Source organism: Arthrobacter jiangjiafuii, from assembly GCF_018622995.1.
In the GTDB taxonomy this organism is placed as follows: domain Bacteria; phylum Actinomycetota; class Actinomycetes; order Actinomycetales; family Micrococcaceae; genus Arthrobacter_B; species Arthrobacter_B jiangjiafuii.
The window spans coordinates 2470858-2485758 of the sequence record NZ_CP076022.1; the positions used below are offsets into that span (position 1 = coordinate 2470858).

13 protein-coding genes and 3 tRNA genes are annotated in these 14901 nt (G+C 64.9%); 10 read left to right on the plus strand and 6 right to left on the minus strand.

The features are described from left to right. Positions 1-73: 73 nt before the first annotated feature. The 4 genes from ilvC to ilvD form a co-directional block, all read right to left on the minus strand. Positions 74-1099, minus strand: a complete 1026-nt coding sequence (gene ilvC / locus KKR91_RS11590) for a ketol-acid reductoisomerase (protein WP_210231620.1) — start codon at positions 1097-1099, stop codon at positions 74-76. 53 nt (positions 1100-1152) lie between these two features. Next, entirely contained in the window at positions 1153-1665 is a 513-nt protein-coding gene (ilvN, locus tag KKR91_RS11595; protein WP_210231619.1) for an acetolactate synthase small subunit, read from the minus strand. Positions 1666-1667: 2 nt separating this feature from the next. Next, a complete protein-coding gene (locus KKR91_RS11600; RefSeq protein WP_210231618.1) occupies positions 1668-3575 on the minus strand; it encodes an acetolactate synthase large subunit in 1908 nt (635 codons plus the stop codon). A gap of 432 nt (positions 3576-4007) precedes the next feature. Next, entirely contained in the window at positions 4008-5711 is a 1704-nt protein-coding gene (ilvD, locus tag KKR91_RS11605) for a dihydroxy-acid dehydratase (RefSeq protein WP_210231617.1), read from the minus strand. Between the two features lie 161 nt (positions 5712-5872). On the opposite strand from ilvD, the gene KKR91_RS11610 reads away from it, so the two are divergent. Continuing rightward, positions 5873-6307 carry a hypothetical protein gene (locus KKR91_RS11610; protein ID WP_210231616.1) on the plus strand — a complete coding sequence of 145 codons (435 nt, stop codon included), beginning with the start codon at positions 5873-5875 and terminating at the stop codon, positions 6305-6307. A gap of 52 nt (positions 6308-6359) precedes the next feature. On the opposite strand, the gene KKR91_RS11615 is transcribed toward KKR91_RS11610, so the two are convergent. Continuing rightward, a complete protein-coding gene (locus KKR91_RS11615; protein ID WP_237687359.1) occupies positions 6360-7316 on the minus strand; it encodes a 2-hydroxyacid dehydrogenase in 957 nt (318 codons plus the stop codon). A 151-nt stretch (positions 7317-7467) separates the two neighbouring features. Between KKR91_RS11615 and KKR91_RS11620 the strand changes: the two genes are divergently transcribed. The 3 genes from KKR91_RS11620 (at position 7468) to KKR91_RS11630 (ending at position 8384) form a co-directional block, all read left to right on the plus strand. After that, positions 7468-7818 (plus strand): hypothetical protein, encoded by a 351-nt coding sequence (locus tag KKR91_RS11620; RefSeq protein WP_210231615.1) that lies wholly within the window; start codon positions 7468-7470, stop codon positions 7816-7818. 137 nt (positions 7819-7955) lie between these two features. Further along, a tRNA-Lys gene (locus tag KKR91_RS11625) sits at positions 7956-8028 on the plus strand. A 283-nt stretch (positions 8029-8311) separates the two neighbouring features. Continuing rightward, positions 8312-8384: transfer RNA gene (locus tag KKR91_RS11630), tRNA-Lys, on the plus strand. 188 nt (positions 8385-8572) lie between these two features. Here KKR91_RS11630 and KKR91_RS11635 read toward each other — a convergent pair. Then, entirely contained in the window at positions 8573-9118 is a 546-nt protein-coding gene (locus tag KKR91_RS11635) for a MarR family winged helix-turn-helix transcriptional regulator (protein ID WP_237688539.1), read from the minus strand. Between the two features lie 146 nt (positions 9119-9264). Between KKR91_RS11635 and bcp the strand changes: the two genes are divergently transcribed. From bcp to KKR91_RS11665, 6 genes are all read left to right on the plus strand, one after another. Continuing rightward, positions 9265-9732 (plus strand): thioredoxin-dependent thiol peroxidase, encoded by a 468-nt coding sequence (bcp, locus tag KKR91_RS11640; RefSeq protein ID WP_210231614.1) that lies wholly within the window; start codon positions 9265-9267, stop codon positions 9730-9732. 66 nt (positions 9733-9798) lie between these two features. Next, positions 9799-9880, plus strand: a tRNA-Leu gene (locus tag KKR91_RS11645). Between the two features lie 269 nt (positions 9881-10149). Further along, on the plus strand, positions 10150-10848 hold the full coding sequence (locus KKR91_RS11650) for a fasciclin domain-containing protein (protein WP_210231613.1): 699 nt from the start codon (positions 10150-10152) through the stop codon (positions 10846-10848). A 248-nt stretch (positions 10849-11096) separates the two neighbouring features. Next, on the plus strand, positions 11097-12794 hold the full coding sequence (locus tag KKR91_RS11655) for an ABC transporter substrate-binding protein (RefSeq protein WP_420481393.1): 1698 nt from the start codon (positions 11097-11099) through the stop codon (positions 12792-12794). 97 nt (positions 12795-12891) lie between these two features. Further along, positions 12892-13896, plus strand: coding sequence for an ABC transporter permease (locus KKR91_RS11660; RefSeq protein ID WP_210231612.1), 1005 nt, complete (start codon positions 12892-12894; stop codon positions 13894-13896). Beyond that, positions 13893-14837, plus strand: coding sequence for an ABC transporter permease (locus tag KKR91_RS11665; protein ID WP_210231611.1), 945 nt, complete (start codon positions 13893-13895; stop codon positions 14835-14837). The genes KKR91_RS11660 and KKR91_RS11665 overlap by 4 nt, the downstream gene beginning before the upstream one ends. Positions 14838-14901 lie beyond the last annotated feature (64 nt).

A 14901-nucleotide genomic window follows, 5' to 3' on the forward strand; every position in this document is an offset into this window, starting at 1 on the left:
GTTTCGACACTGGGCACGCTCAATCCGTGTCTAGTATTACCAACTCATGTGACCGGCAGCACCGGTCGTCCCCCTAGCGGGAGACGGAGCCCTCTGTGTAGTCGTCGTCGGACTTGATCCAGGAGAAGAGCTTACGCAGTTCGCGGCCCGTGGCCTCGATCGGGTGGTCTTCGCCCTTCTTGCGCAGTTCCTTGAATTCCGGCGCCCCGGCATCCTGGTCGTCGATGAAGCGCTTGGCGAAGGCGCCGTTCTGGATGTCCGTCAGGACGGCCTTCATGTTGTCCTTCACCTCGGGCGTGAGTACGCGCGGGCCGGAGACGTAGTCGCCGTATTCGGCAGTGTCGGAGACGCTCCAGCGCTGCTTGGCGATGCCGCCCTCGACCATCAGGTCCACGATCAGCTTGAGCTCGTGCAGCACCTCGAAGTACGCAACCTCCGGCTTGTAGCCGGCTTCGGTCAGGGTCTCGAAGCCGTACTGGATCAGCTGTGAGGCACCGCCGCAGAGGACTGCCTGCTCGCCGAAGAGGTCGGTTTCGGTCTCTTCGGTGAAGGTGGTCTCGATGACGCCGGCGCGGGTTCCGCCGATGGCCTTGGCGTAGGACAGTGCCAGTTCCTTGGCCTTGCCGGACGGGTTCTGCTCCACGGCGATCAGGTCGGGAACACCGCGGCCTGCTTCGAATTCGCGGCGGACGATGTGGCCCGGCCCCTTGGGGGCAACCAGGGCGACGTCGACGTCGGCCGGCGGCTGGATGTAGCCGTAGCGGATGTTGAAGCCGTGGCCGAAGAACAGGGCGTCGCCGGCCTGCAGGTTCGGAGCGATTTCCTCGGCGTAGACGAAGCGCTGGACCTGGTCCGGGGTCAGCACCATGATGAGATCGGCTTCGGCGACGGCCTCGGCGACGTTCAGGACGCGCAGGCCTTCGGCTTCGGCCTTGGCGCGGGACTTCGAGCCTTCCTTGAGGCCAACGCGGACGTCGACGCCGGAATCGCGCAGGCTGAGGGCGTGGGCGTGGCCCTGGCTTCCGTAGCCGATGACCGCGACGGTGCGTCCCTGGATGATGGACAGGTCGGCGTCGTCGTCGTAATACATGTCAGTCATTGTGTATCTCCTACTGAAGTTTCTTGGATGAAGGTTGGTACGGAACGCGGTTCTCAGGCGCTGCGCAGGGCGCGGTCGCCCATGGATTTGGCCCCGCGGCCGATGGCCAGCGTTCCGGATTGAACTATTTCGCGGATGCCAAAGGGCTCCAGCACTGCGAGGAGCGCGCGGAGCTTATCGGCGGTGCCTGTGGCCTCAACGATCAGCGAGTCTGTGGACACGTCGACCACTGAAGAGCGGAACAGCTCGGCTGCCTGGGTTACCTGCAGCCGGGTTGCGGCATCCGCGCGAACCTTGACCAAGATGTGGTCGCGTTGCACGGAAGACTCTGGAATCAGCTCAACAATCTTGATGACGTTGATGAGCTTGTTCAGTTGCTTGGTGACCTGTTCCAGGAGGTCACCCTCGGCCTCGACCACCACGGTGATGCGGGACAGGCCCGGCACCTCCGAGGGACCGACGGCCAAAGAATTGATGTTGAATGCCCGGCGGGCAAACAGGGACGCAACCCGGGTCAGGACACCGGGTACGTCTTCAACCAGCACGGAAAGAGTGTGGCGTTCCATGTCTAGTCCTCCTCTTCCCATTTGGGGGTCATATTGCGGGCAATCTGGATCAGGTCATTGGAGACGCCGGAGGGCACCATCGGCCACACCATGGAATCCCGGCTGACCACGAAGTCGATGACGACGGGCCGGTCGTTGATGGCCAGCGCCTGGCGGATGGTCTCGTCGATGTCCTCGTCGCGTTCGCAGCGCAGTCCGGCGCAGCCGTAGGCGTCGGCGAGCTTGACGAAGTCCGGGACGCGGACGGTGTCATGGCCGGTGTTCAGGTCGGTGTTGGAGTAGCGGGACTCGTAGAAGAGTGTCTGCCACTGCCGCACCATGCCCAGGGAGGAGTTGTTGATGATGGCGACCTTGATCGGGATCTTGTTGATCACGCAGGTGGCCAGTTCCTGGTTCGTCATCTGGAAGCAGCCGTCGCCGTCGATCGCCCAGACCACGCGGTCGGGGTTGCCGACCTTGGCGCCCATGGCCGCAGGCACGGAGTAGCCCATGGTGCCCAGGCCGCCGGAGTTCAGCCAGGCGCGGGGACGCTCGTACTTGATGAACTGCGCTGCCCACATCTGGTGCTGGCCCACGCCTGCCACGTACACGCCGTCGGGCCCGGTGAGCGCGCCGATGCGCTCGATCACCTTCTGCGGGGCGATCTGCCCGTCCTCGGGGGTGCTGTAGCCGATCGGGTACGTCTCGCGCAGCCGGTCGATGACGGCCCACCAGGGGGCGATGTCGGGGCGTTCGACGTCGAACTGCGCGCGGACCGCGTCGGTGAGCTCGGGCAGGATCTCCTTGACCGATCCCACGATCGGCACATCGGCCGGACGGTTCTTGGAGATTTCGGCGGGGTCAATGTCGGCGTGGATGACCTTGGCGCCGGGTGCGAAGGAGGACAGCACGCCGGTGACGCGGTCATCGAAGCGGGCGCCGAGGGTGATGAGCAGGTCTGACTGCTGCAGCGCGGTGACGGCCGAAACCGAGCCGTGCATGCCGGGCATGCCGGCGTGCTGCGGGTGCGAGTCGGGGAAGACGCCGCGCGCCTGCAGGGTGGTGACCACCGGCGCTCCGACCAGTTCGGCCAGTTCCAGCAGTTCGGCCGAGGCGTTTCCCTTCAGCACTCCGCCGCCGACATAGAAGACCGGACGCTGCGAGGCTGCGATCAGGCGGGCTGCTTCGCGGACCTGCTTGGAGTGGCCGCGAACCACGGTGCGGTAGCCGGGCAGGTCGATCTTGGGCGGCCAGGAGAAGTGGGTCTTGGCCTGCTGGGCGTCCTTGGAGATGTCTACCAGCACCGGGCCGGGGCGTCCGGTGGTGGCGATGTGGAAGGCTTCGGCCAGCACCCGGGGAATGTCATCGGCGTTGGTGACCAGGTAGGAGTGCTTGGTGATGGGCATGGTGATGCCCACGATGTCGGCTTCCTGGAAGGCGTCCGTGCCGATAAAGGCGCTGGAGACCTGTCCGGTGATGGCGACCATCGGCACGGAATCCATGTGTGCATCGGCGATCGCTGTGACCAGGTTCGTGGCGCCGGGCCCGGAGGTGGCAATGCAGACGCCGGCCTTGCCGGTGACCATGGCGTAGCCTTCGGCGGCGTGGCCGGAGCCCTGCTCATGGCGGACCAGGATGTGCCGGATCTTGGTGGAATCCATCAGCGGATCGTAGGTGGGCAGGATCGCACCGCCCGGAAGGCCGAAAATGTCTTCCACGCCCAGTTCCTCGAGGGCCCGGACGATGGCCTTGGAACCGGTCATCTCGGTGGGAGGAACAACGTTATTGGGGCCCTGGACCCGGTTGTCGACGGCTTCGGACGGGGCGGACAAAGAGGAGGCAACATCACGCGTCTTGGCTGCGGCTGCCTTGGCGGCAACGCTGGCCTTGTTAGCCATCAGCGACGGGCTGATTGGCGATCCCTTACTCATCAAAGACTTCCTTACGGATACTCATTCATGTGATCTGATGCGGCGGCCGTCCGGGCGGTCAGCCCGGGTTCGGCTTTGTGCTTTGTCTGAAGCCAATAAAAAAACCCCTCGTGCCGGTTGGCTCCGTAGGGGTTCGCGCGTGACGTTCTTGCAAGCTCGGCGGTTAGGCCACGCGCTTGGTAAGGACGACGGATACGATCTGCATACCGTTCATCCTTCCCGCCCCCTGCCGGGGTGTCAATCCTGCGAGACGAGCGTCTCACTATCTGGACAATCGGGTCCCACCCTCTGGACTCCCCCGGCTACATCCGGCGGCCCACCATTCCCTGATCGGCGCCCTGCCCACACTTGGCGGCAGGGCTCAATAAGGTTGAAAACCCTAAGGGGCCCCGAGCAGCAGGCGCTCCGGCGCCTGCTGCTCGGGGAGGGTTTTCAGCCGCAGTAGGCGCCCGTCGAAGCGGAGTTCACCAGTTTGGTGTACTTGCCCAGGACACCGGTGGTGAACTTGCCCGGCAGCGGCTTCCAGCCTTCCTTGCGGGCTTCCAGCTCGGCCGGCTCCACCAGCAGGTCGAAGCTGCGGGCGGCAATATCCACGCGGATCCGGTCGCCGTCGTTCACGAAGGCGATCGGACCGCCGTCGACCGCTTCCGGCGCCACGTGCCCGATGCACAGGCCGGTAGTGCCGCCGGAGAACCGGCCGTCGGTGAGCAGCAGGACATCCTTGCCCAGGCCTGCTCCCTTGATGGCACCGGTGATTGCGAGCATTTCGCGCATGCCGGGGCCGCCCTTGGGCCCTTCGTAGCGGATGACGACGACGTCGCCGGCGTGGATTTCCCCGGCGTCGAGGGCATCCAGTGCGCCCTGCTCGCGTTCGAATACGCGGGCCGTCCCCTCAAAGACATCGGCGTCGAAACCTGCGCTCTTCACCACTGCACCTTCCGGCGCCATGGAACCGTGCAGGATGGTGATGCCGCCGGTCTTGTGGATGGGGTTGTTCATGGCGCGCAGCACCTTGCCGTCGGGGTCCGGCGGGTCGATCTTGGCCAGGTTCTCGGCCACGGTCTTGCCGGTGACGGTGAGGCAGTCGCCGTGAATCAGGCCGGCGTCGAGCAGCGCCTTCATGATGACTGGCACGCCGCCGATCTTGTCGACGTCGTGCATGACATAGCGGCCGAACGGCTTCAGGTCGCCCAGGTGCGGGATCTTGTCGCCGATGCGGTTGAAGTCCTCCAGCGTCAGGTCCACGTGTGCCTCGCGGGCGATGGCCAGCAGGTGCAGGACGGCGTTGGTGGAGCCGCCGAAGGCCATGGTGACGGCAATGGCGTTTTCGAAGGCCTTCTTGGTCATGATGTCGCGGGCGGTGATGCCCAGGCGGAGCAGGTTGACCACGGCTTCGCCGGACTTCCGGGCGAATTCGTCGCGGCGCCGGTCGGCCGAGGGCGGCGCGGCGGAGCCGGGAAGGGACATGCCCAGGGCCTCGCCGATGCAGGCCATGGTGTTGGCGGTGTACATGCCGCCGCAGGCGCCTTCGCCCGGGCAGATGGCCCGCTCAATGGTGTCCAGGTCCTTGAGGCTCATCTTTCCCGCGGCGCAGGCGCCGACTGCTTCGAAGGCGTCGATCAGCGTGACTTCGCGCTCGGTGCCGTCTTCCATCTTGGCGAAGCCGGGCATGATGGAGCCGGCGTACAGGAAGACGCTGGCGAGGTCCAGACGTGCCGCGGCCATCAGCATGCCGGGCAGGGATTTGTCGCAGCCGGCCAGCAGGATGGAGCCGTCCAGGCGCTCTGCCATCATCACGGTTTCCACTGAATCGGCAATGACCTCGCGGGAGACGAGGGAGAAGTGCATGCCCTCATGGCCCATGGAGATGCCGTCGGAAACGGAGATGGTGCCGAACTGCATGGGGAACCCGCCGCCGGCGTGGACCCCTTCCTTGGCGCCCTGGGCCAACCGGTTCAGGGAGAGGTTGCAGGGGGTGATTTCGTTCCAGGAACTGGCCACGCCGATCTGGGGCTTGGCGAAGTCGTCGTCCCCCATTCCCACCGCCCGGAACATTCCGCGGGCGGGAGCAGCGTGAATCCCGTCGGTGACTACTCGGCTTCGGGGCTTGATGTCAGGGGTGTTCTCCATGCTCATGGTTTGATCTTAGGACCTTTTGCCGGCTCCGCCCGGGCTTATGACGGCGGGACGCGGTTGTTGTTACGGCGGGTGAAGCGCGGATGACAACTGTGTGTCCATCCAGGGCGTTGCCGCGCCGGACTTCCTCGGATGGGGGCGGGTGTTCATAGACTGGGAATATGACTTCGGCATCAGCACTCCCCGGCCAGCCTTCCAGCGAGGATCTCAAGGCTGTGCTTCGGCATGTGTTTGAATCGCAGATCCCCAATTACGGCGACTACAACCTGGTCTGCGCCGTGCCCGGCGGCGATGGTGCGGCGGCGTACTTTGTGGTGGGTTACCGCTGGCGGCCCGCGGAGCTGGTGTTCGCACCTTTTGATACCGAAACACTGGCGGCACTCGAGCCGCCCACCGCGGTGAACTCCACCAACCTTTCGCACACTGAAGAGGTAAACGCCGGCGACTTCGAGGTGGGCACCAATACCGGACGGATTTTCCGCTTCCAAGTGGGTGCCACAGCGCCGCTGCCCGATGGCGATGAGCGGATCATTGAGCAGGCGGGCGACCTGGAGGACTTCGGGTCCTTCCTTGACCACTTCCTGACCCTGGCCTGACGGCCCTGAGGGCCGACGGCGGCGCCTTCCGCCGCCGTCGACCTCCGCTTGCTTAGGCCCAGGGACCGCGGCGGACCAGGTTGACCGGTTCGTCCCCGCGGGCGAGGCGGCCGACCTGCTCCTTGAGCAGCTTGTGGATGCGCGGCACAAAAGCCTCGGTGTTGCCGCCCACATGCGGGGTAATGATCGCGTTGGGGGCGCCCCACAGCGGATGGCCGGCGGGCAGCGGCTCCGGGTCGACGACGTCCAAGGCCGCGTGCAGCCGGCCGGAGAGAACTTCGTCGGTCAGGGCAGCGGTATCCACGACCGGGCCCCGCGCCACGTTCACCACCAGTGCGCCGTCCGGCAGGGCAGCCAGGACTTCCCTGTTAATGAGGTGGTGCGTATCTTCGCTGAGCGGGGTGATCACGACCAGCACCTCGGCATCCGCGGCGAGCGTCACGAGTTCATCGGTGCCGTGGACCGGGCCGGTTTCATCGGTGCGGGCCCGGCTGCCCACCCGGGTCAGCTCCACTTCGAAGGGCGCGAGCCGCTGGGCGATGGCGGTGCCGATGCCGCCCACGCCCACCAGCAGGACCCGCCGGTCGGCCAGTCCCGGGTAACGGCGGCTGTCCCAGACGCCGTTGGCCGCATTGCGGACGGCGTCGTCGACACCGCGCAGTGAAGCAAGGATCAATGCCACGGCGAGCTCGGCGGTTCCGGCAACGTGGACTCCCGCGGCGGTGGCGATCGCGACGCCGGAACCCACCACCTCCGGCAGTCCGTCGTAGCCGGTGGACTGGGCCTGGAGCAGCACCAGGTTCGGCACCCGCTCCAGGCCCTGCTGCCAGCTCCCGCGTGTTGCATAGGGCAGGACGACGGCGTCGATCTCTGCGTAATCCAGCCCCTTCGGCTCCCCCACCAGGTCCCACACGCCGGCTCGGATGCCCTCCGGCAGCGGGCTCACCGCTTCGAGGAGATCCTCGGTGGGGAGCGTCAGGGTCCGGACGAGGCGCAGATTCTCAGTCATGGCAGACAGCCTAGTACCCGGGCGGCAGGCAGCCAGCCCACACCTCTGGACACCGTGGCGGCGCCAGTCGTAACGTCGATATGGGCCCCCTCTCCTGAGAGTGCATCCGCACATGCCGTGCCGCGTGCACGGCCTGCTCGAAAGGCAGTCCATGAACCGTTTTCCGCCGGCTTCCCCGGCCGCTCTGGGTGCAGCGGCAGCCCTGGGTGCAGCAGCCGCCCTGCTGCGGCGGCTCCTGCGGCACCGCGCAGTGGAACGGGCAGTGGCCGACCAGGCGGCGGTAACCGGTGCGCTTCCGGTGGTGGCCGCCGCGGACGCGGTCAGCCCCGCAGAAACACTGGAATCCAACGAAGCGGAGGAATCAGCTGGACTCCCCACCAGGACGTGGGTGGTGGATAACAGCTCGAACTGGGATGGAAGCCCGCTGGAACTAGTGGTCACACCAGGCAACGGCAGCCGGCCCGGCCCGGAACGGAACGAACGCCGGGCGCCGGGCTCCTAGGAAGACCGGGTTATCTGCCGGCCTGCACACCCCTGGGATCCCCGATTTTCCTTTTTCCAAGAAGTACTGGTAATGTTTCATGTCGTTGCGGAGAGCAAATCGAGCAGAAATCATCGATTTGCACGACAAAACAAAAGGCACCTCTAGCTCAATTGGCAGAGCATCTGACTCTTAATCAGAGGGTTCCGGGTTCAAGTCCCGGGGGGTGCACAACAATTACCCCGTCCGACCAGGATTAGTATCCGGTCAGGCGGGGTTCTTTTTTGCCCTGGAACGGCCCGACCGGCACCCACTGCCGCGCGCACCGCTCCGCCAGGCGTGCCCCGCCCCCCAGTGGCGCAGCGGAGCTGCCGGAGGTCCGGATGTGAGGTGCATCCCAGTTTCCCGGTAGGGGGCCCACCGGTTCGCGGGGCGGCAAAAAGGCTGGTAGTGTTGTCTGTCGTTGCGGATGACAAATCGCCGGTTACACCGGCGCCAAGACACCGCATCAGATGCACCTCTAGCTCAATTGGCAGAGCATCTGACTCTTAATCAGAGGGTTCCGGGTTCAAGTCCCGGGGGGTGCACAGAATGGAAGGGCGGTCCCGCTCGGTGAAAACCGACAGGGCCGCCCTTCTTTTATGCCCTTGGTCAGGGATGGTACCTGGGCCAGGCCCTGACCCAGGCCGGACCGGCCCCACCCCACAAAACCCAACCCCATAAAAAAGGCACGCCCCCCCCGCAGGGGACGTGCCTTCGACCTGTCCCCCTAGGGTCAGGCAGTTCCGGTTGAGGGGGCAGACTCACTGGCGGCTTCTGCGCCCGGAGCCTCCGCAACGGCGGCAATTTCTTCCGGCGCTACGGCCGGAATCGGCAGGCCGGGCACATCCACCGCAAGTTGCCAGCGGGGGTTGCCAAGTTCCCTGATGAGGCCGCGCAGCTGGCCGCGCAGCTCCTCGGACATCAGCACGTCTCCGTCGATCAGGGTGCGTTCAATCCCCTGCGCCTCGCGGAGGGCCTCAATACCCAGCGGAGTAATGGAAACCATGTGGCTGCGTCGGTCGAGGTCGTTACGGACCCGGACGACGTGCCCGTGAGACTCAAGTCGCGCGAGGGTCTTGCCCATCGTCTGCGCCTGGACCCGGACGATCTGCGCCAGATGCGCCTGCGTCATCGGTCCTTGGGAATCCAGCACTCCGAGGGCGATCACCCCCGCGTGTGTCACGCCAATCCGGACAAGCCGTTCGTTCCAAGCGTGTTCAACCAGGCGTGCAGCCGTCGACAACAGACGACCGGTGGGCCAGTGCTCCATATCGGGCATAAAACAGAACTCTTCCTTTCAGGGTGAAGATTCGATGGCCGATCGGATAACCTACAAATCCACCACGTACTAGGATAGCCACCAAGTCTGTGCGCTGTCGCGCTGTGACGCCGCCAGATGCTGCATTGATACCAAGGAGAGACCTCATGCCCCGCCTGTCCCCCGGTGATCCGGCCCCGGAATTCACGCTTCCAGCTACGGACTCTACCCTTGTTTCGCTTTCCGGCTTCCGCGGGAAAAGCACGATTGTCTACTTCTACCCCGCCGCTGCCACTCCCGGTTGCACCACCGAGGCGTGCGACTTCCGGGACAACCTGAACACCCTGCAGGCTGCCGGATACGCCGTCGTCGGCATCTCCCCTGATCCCGTCAGCAAGCTCGAGAAGTTCGCCGCCGCCGAACACCTCACCTTCCCGCTGCTCTCCGACCCGGACCATGCCGTGGCCGAGGCCTACGGCGCCTGGGGCGAAAAGAAAAACTACGGCAAGGTCTACGAGGGACTCATCCGCTCCACGGTCGTTGTGGACCCCGAGGGCATGGTTTCCCTCGCCCAGTACAACGTCCGGGCAACCGGCCACGTTGCCAAGCTGCAGCGTGATCTGAACCTGGCCTGAACCTCGGGTACACTGGAGGCTGGTTTTATGCCTGGCCGCGGATCCGCGCACAGCATGAATGCCTGAGCGCGAGTGGCGGAATTGGTAGACGCGCTGGATTTAGGTTCCAGTGTCTTCGGACGTGTGGGTTCAAGTCCCTCCTCGCGCACTTTTTGTGATGAGTACAGACGGCGTCCATGGATGATATTCAGGATGAGTCGCGACATAGGTAACACCCCGGTCTTCGGACCGGGGTGTTTTCTTTTGCCTGGAATCGGATCACAACCGAATCACCCCGCGCTGTGGCCTGCGCCAGAATTTCTCCACCCCTCCACCCATCCGGTGGCGGAACCGGGCCGAAGACCTTCTGAAGCCTCGCACCGAGAGGCGTTCTGACCAACCGAGTTCCTGACACGGAACCACCAGAAGGAGAAAACCATGGCTCTCACCACCCGCCGGAACATGTCCATCCTCGGCATCGCAGCGGTCTCCATGCTCGGCCTGGCAGCCTGCAGCACCGACTCCACCGACACCTCCTCCGAAAGCTCCGAATCGGGCATGGCCTCCGAGTCCAGCATGTCCCCCTCGGCCTCCGAGTCGATGAGCCCGGATGCCACGGCCAGCGAATCCACGGCCGACCCCGCCGCAAACCTGGTGGGCGCCAGCTGCGCCGACTATGCAGCAATGGTCCCGGAAGGCGCCGGATCGGTTGAAGGGATGGCGATGGACCCGGTTGCCACCGCAGCGTCGAACAACCCCATGCTCACCACGCTCAGCGCGGCGATCTCCGGCCAGTTGAACCCCGAGGTGAACCTTGTGGACACCCTGAACGGCTCGGAGTTCACCGTCTTCGCGCCCACCGATGATGCATTCGCCAAGCTGGACCCGGCCACCCTTGAAGCCCTCAAGACCGACCCGGACCTGCTCTCCAGCATCCTCACCTATCACGTAGTGCCCGGCCAGATGACACCCGACGAGCTCTCGGGCATGTACGCCACCGTGAACGGTGCCGAGGTTGATGTCACCGGGTCCGGTGACGCCATGATGGTCAACGATTCGGCGGTTGTCTGCGGCGGCGTCATGACCGAGAACGCCACGGTTTACCTGATGGATACCGTTCTGATGCCTCCCATGTAATCCACCGTCCCAGCGCCGGAGGTGCACGGCACACCCGGTTCCACCAAAGCGGGCGCTCCACGCGGGAGCGTCCGCTTTTGTGTGACCAAATTGTGACCGCACCGCCGGGAGCGCAAATACGTGAAGATTCCTCCTCACCCATTAGGCTCTGTCCATATGTTTGTGTCGCACGACACACGTTGGATGACACGCACCGCACGGCACCCGCCGTTTGCACGGGTATCACTCGCCCCAGAGGAGTTAGAACCATGTCATTTGCTGGCCGACCCATGAACGGTGCCCGCCCCAAGCGGCGCGCCGCCGCAATCACTGCAGGAATAGCGCTCAGTGCGCTGATCCTCTCCGGCTGCGCCCAGAGCGAGCGCGAGGAAGGCACCGACGACGGCGGCACCGCCTCCGAGGTAGACGGAACGTTTGTCTTCGCGGCCTCTTCCGACCCGAAGTCACTCGACCCGGCTTTCGCCTCCGACGGCGAGTCCTTCCGCGTCAGCCGCCAGATCTTCGAAGGCCTGGTGGGCGTCAAGCCCGGCACCGCCGACCCGCAGCCTCTGCTGGCCAAGTCCTGGGAAACCTCCGAGGATGCCCTGACGTACACCTTCGCGCTTGAAGAAGGAGTGACCTTCCACGACGGCACCGCCTTCGACGGCGAGGCCGTCTGCGCGAACTTCGACCGCTGGTACAACTTCACCGGCATCCAGCAGGCTGAAAGCCTGGCCTACTACTACGGCAAGCTGTTCAAGGGCTTCGCCGATACCCCGGAGACCGCCACTTACAAGTCCTGTGAAGCGACCGCCGACAACGAGGCCGTGGTGACCCTGGCCAAGCCGTTCGCCGGATTCATCGCTGCCCTCTCGCTGCCGGCCTTCTCCATGCAGAGCCCCACGGCGATGGAAACGCACAACGCCAACGCGGCTTCCGGCACTGCCGAGGCTCCGACCCTGAGCGAATACGCCATGGGCCACCCCACCGGCACCGGCCCGTTCAAGTTTGACGCCTGGGAAGTCGGCAACCAGATCACCCTCTCCGCCTATGACGAGTACTGGGGCGAGCAGGGCCAGGTCACGGACATCATTTTCCGCGTGATTGACGATCCCAACTCCCGGCGCCAGTCCCTGGAAGCCGGAACCATCGACGGCTATGACCTGGTGGCACCGGCCGACACGAAGTCCCTGGCTGACGCCGGCTACAACGTGATCGCCCGCGAGCCGTTCACCATCCTTTACCTGGGCATGAACCAGAAGGTGGAGGAACTGGCAAACCCGCTCGTCCGCCAGGCCATCGCCCACGCGATCGACAAGCAGGCCCTGGTTGACCAGACCCTGCCCGAAGGCACCAAGGTTGCATCCCAGTTCATCCCCGACGTCGTCAACGGCTACAACGACGACGTCACCGATTACGCATACGATCCGGAAAAGGCCAAGGCACTGCTGGCCGAGGCCGGCTACCCGGACGGCTTCGCTGTCGACTTCAATTACCCGACCGGCGTCTCCCGTCCGTACATGCCCACCCCGGAGCAGGTGTACACCAACATCACCGCCCAGCTTGAAGAGGTCGGCATCACCGTGAATCCGCAGCCGAACAAGTGGTCCCCGGACTACCTGGACCGCGTTCAGGCCTCGGATGACCACGGCATCCACCTCCTGGGCTGGACCGGCGACTACAACGACACCGACAACTTTGTCGGCGTGTTCTTCGGCGGAGAGAAGCCCGAGTTCGGCTTCAACAATCCGGATATCTTTGCCGCCCTCGAAAAGGCCCGCCAGGTGAGCAGCCTGGAGGAGCAGACCCCGCTGTACGAGCAGATCAACGAGGACATCGCCCAGTTTGTCCCGGCCGTACCGCTGGCCCACCCTGCACCTTCGCTCGCCTTCGCCGAGCGCGTGGAGTCCTACCCCGCGAGCCCGGTCAACGACGAAGTGTTCAACCAGATCAAACTCACCAAGTAGCAGCACCGCGGGCCGGGGTTCCTTTGGAGTCCCGGCCCGCTTTCTGTTCCCCGCCTTCCTCCTCCAGCCGAGGCTTCTCTGCTGAGAAAGGACATCTGTGCTGCAAGTCATCGGCAAACGCCTTCTCATGCTGATTCCCACGCTTATCGGCTTGTCCATCCTGTTGTTCGTCTGGGTGCGCAACCTCCCCGGCGGGCCCGCCACCGCCCTCCTCGGAGACAAGGCGACCCCCGAAGCCATTGCCCGGATCAATGCCGCCTATGGTTTTGACCGGCCTGTGCTTGAGCAGTACTTCACCTACGTCGGCAAGCTCCTGCAGGGCGACTTCGGCGTTTCGACAGTGACCGGACGACCCGTCCTGGAGGAATTCGCCACCCGGTTCCCCGCGACCCTGGAACTTGCCGTGGTGGCCCTGATCTTCGCCATCGGCATCGGCATCCCGCTGGGCTACCTGGCAGCCACCCACTACGGGCGCTTCTGGGACCATTCCTCGGTGGTCCTCTCACTCGTGGGAATCACCGTGCCCGTGTTTTTCCTGGCCTTCATCCTCAAGTGGCTGCTGGCCATCCAGCTCCCGGTCTTTCCCCCGGACGGCCGGCAGGATCCCCGGATCGATGCCACGCACGTCACCGACTTCTACGTCCTGGACGGCTTATTAACCCGGGAATGGGACGCGTCCTGGGACGCCGTCATGCACCTGATCCTTCCGGGCATCGCGCTGGGCACCATTCCCCTGGCCATCATCGTGCGCATTACCCGCGCCTCCGTCCTGGAAGTCCAGGGAGCGGACTATGTCCGGACGGCCCGGGCCAAGGGCCTGATGGAAAAGACCATCCGCGGCCGGTTCGTCCTGCGCAACGCCATGCTGCCCGTGACCACGACCATCGGCCTGCAGACCGGCCTGCTGATTTCGGGCGCCGTGCTCACCGAGACGGTCTTCGCCTTCAGCGGTGTCGGCAGGTTCCTGCGGGACGCCATCTTCAATCTGGACTATCCGGTCCTGCAGGGCTTCATCATTTTCATCGCCATAGCCTATTCACTGATCAACCTGATTGTTGATATTTCCTATGGCTTCATCGACCCGAGGGTGAGGGTGCAATGAGTACGGTTCTCCCACCGGCGCCGGGCGGCGCCATCCGCCCCGACGAACCGGCAGCCGCCGCCGACACCCGCGGCAGCGGGATGTGGCAGTCCGCCTTTGCCAGGCTGCGCCGCAACCCGGCAGCCATCGCCGGGGCCGTGATTGTTGGGCTCTTCATCCTGGTTGCCCTGCTGGCTCCCCTGCTCGCCCCCTTTGGCGGCGACGATCTGCCCGGGCGGACGGCAATCACGCCGACCAGCATTCCCGGGCCGGGAGACATCGCGGATTATCCGCTGGGCCTTGACCGCTTCGGCGGGGATGTCCTGTCCAAACTGATCTGGGGCGCCCGCGCCTCCCTGATCATCGGCATCGTCTCCACCGCCCTCGGCCTGGCCGGAGGCATGCTGCTCGGCGTGATCGCCGGCGGGCTGGGAGGCTGGGTGGACAACGTCATCATGCGTTTCGTGGACATCCTGCTCTCCGTCCCGAACCTGCTGCTGGCCGTGAGCATCGCGGCGATCCTGGGGCAGAACACCTACGCGATCATGATCGCCATCGGCGTGTCCCAGGTACCGATCTTCGCCCGGCTGCTGCGCTCCTCGATGATCTCCCAGCGGAGTGCCGATTACATCCTCTCGGCGCAGTCGCTGGGCCTGAGCCGGCGCACCATCACCATGAGCCATCTGCTGCCCAACAGCATGGGCCCGGTGATCGTGCAGGGAACCCTGACGCTGGCAACCGCGGTGATTGATGCGGCGGCACTGTCCTTCCTGGGCCTTGGCGGCGGCAAGCCGCAGACGGCCGAGTGGGGCCGGATGCTCACCTACGCACAAAACGAGCTGGCCGTGGCACCGCAGCTGGCATTCCTGCCGGGCATCTGCATTGCCGTGACGGCGCTTGGCTTCACGCTCCTGGGCGAGTCGCTGCGCGAGGCGCTGGATCCCAAGACCCGGAAGAAGTAGCCCGCGCAGCAACAACTAAAACAAACACAGCAACACCAACAAAGAGGTGCCGCCCTGCGGGGCG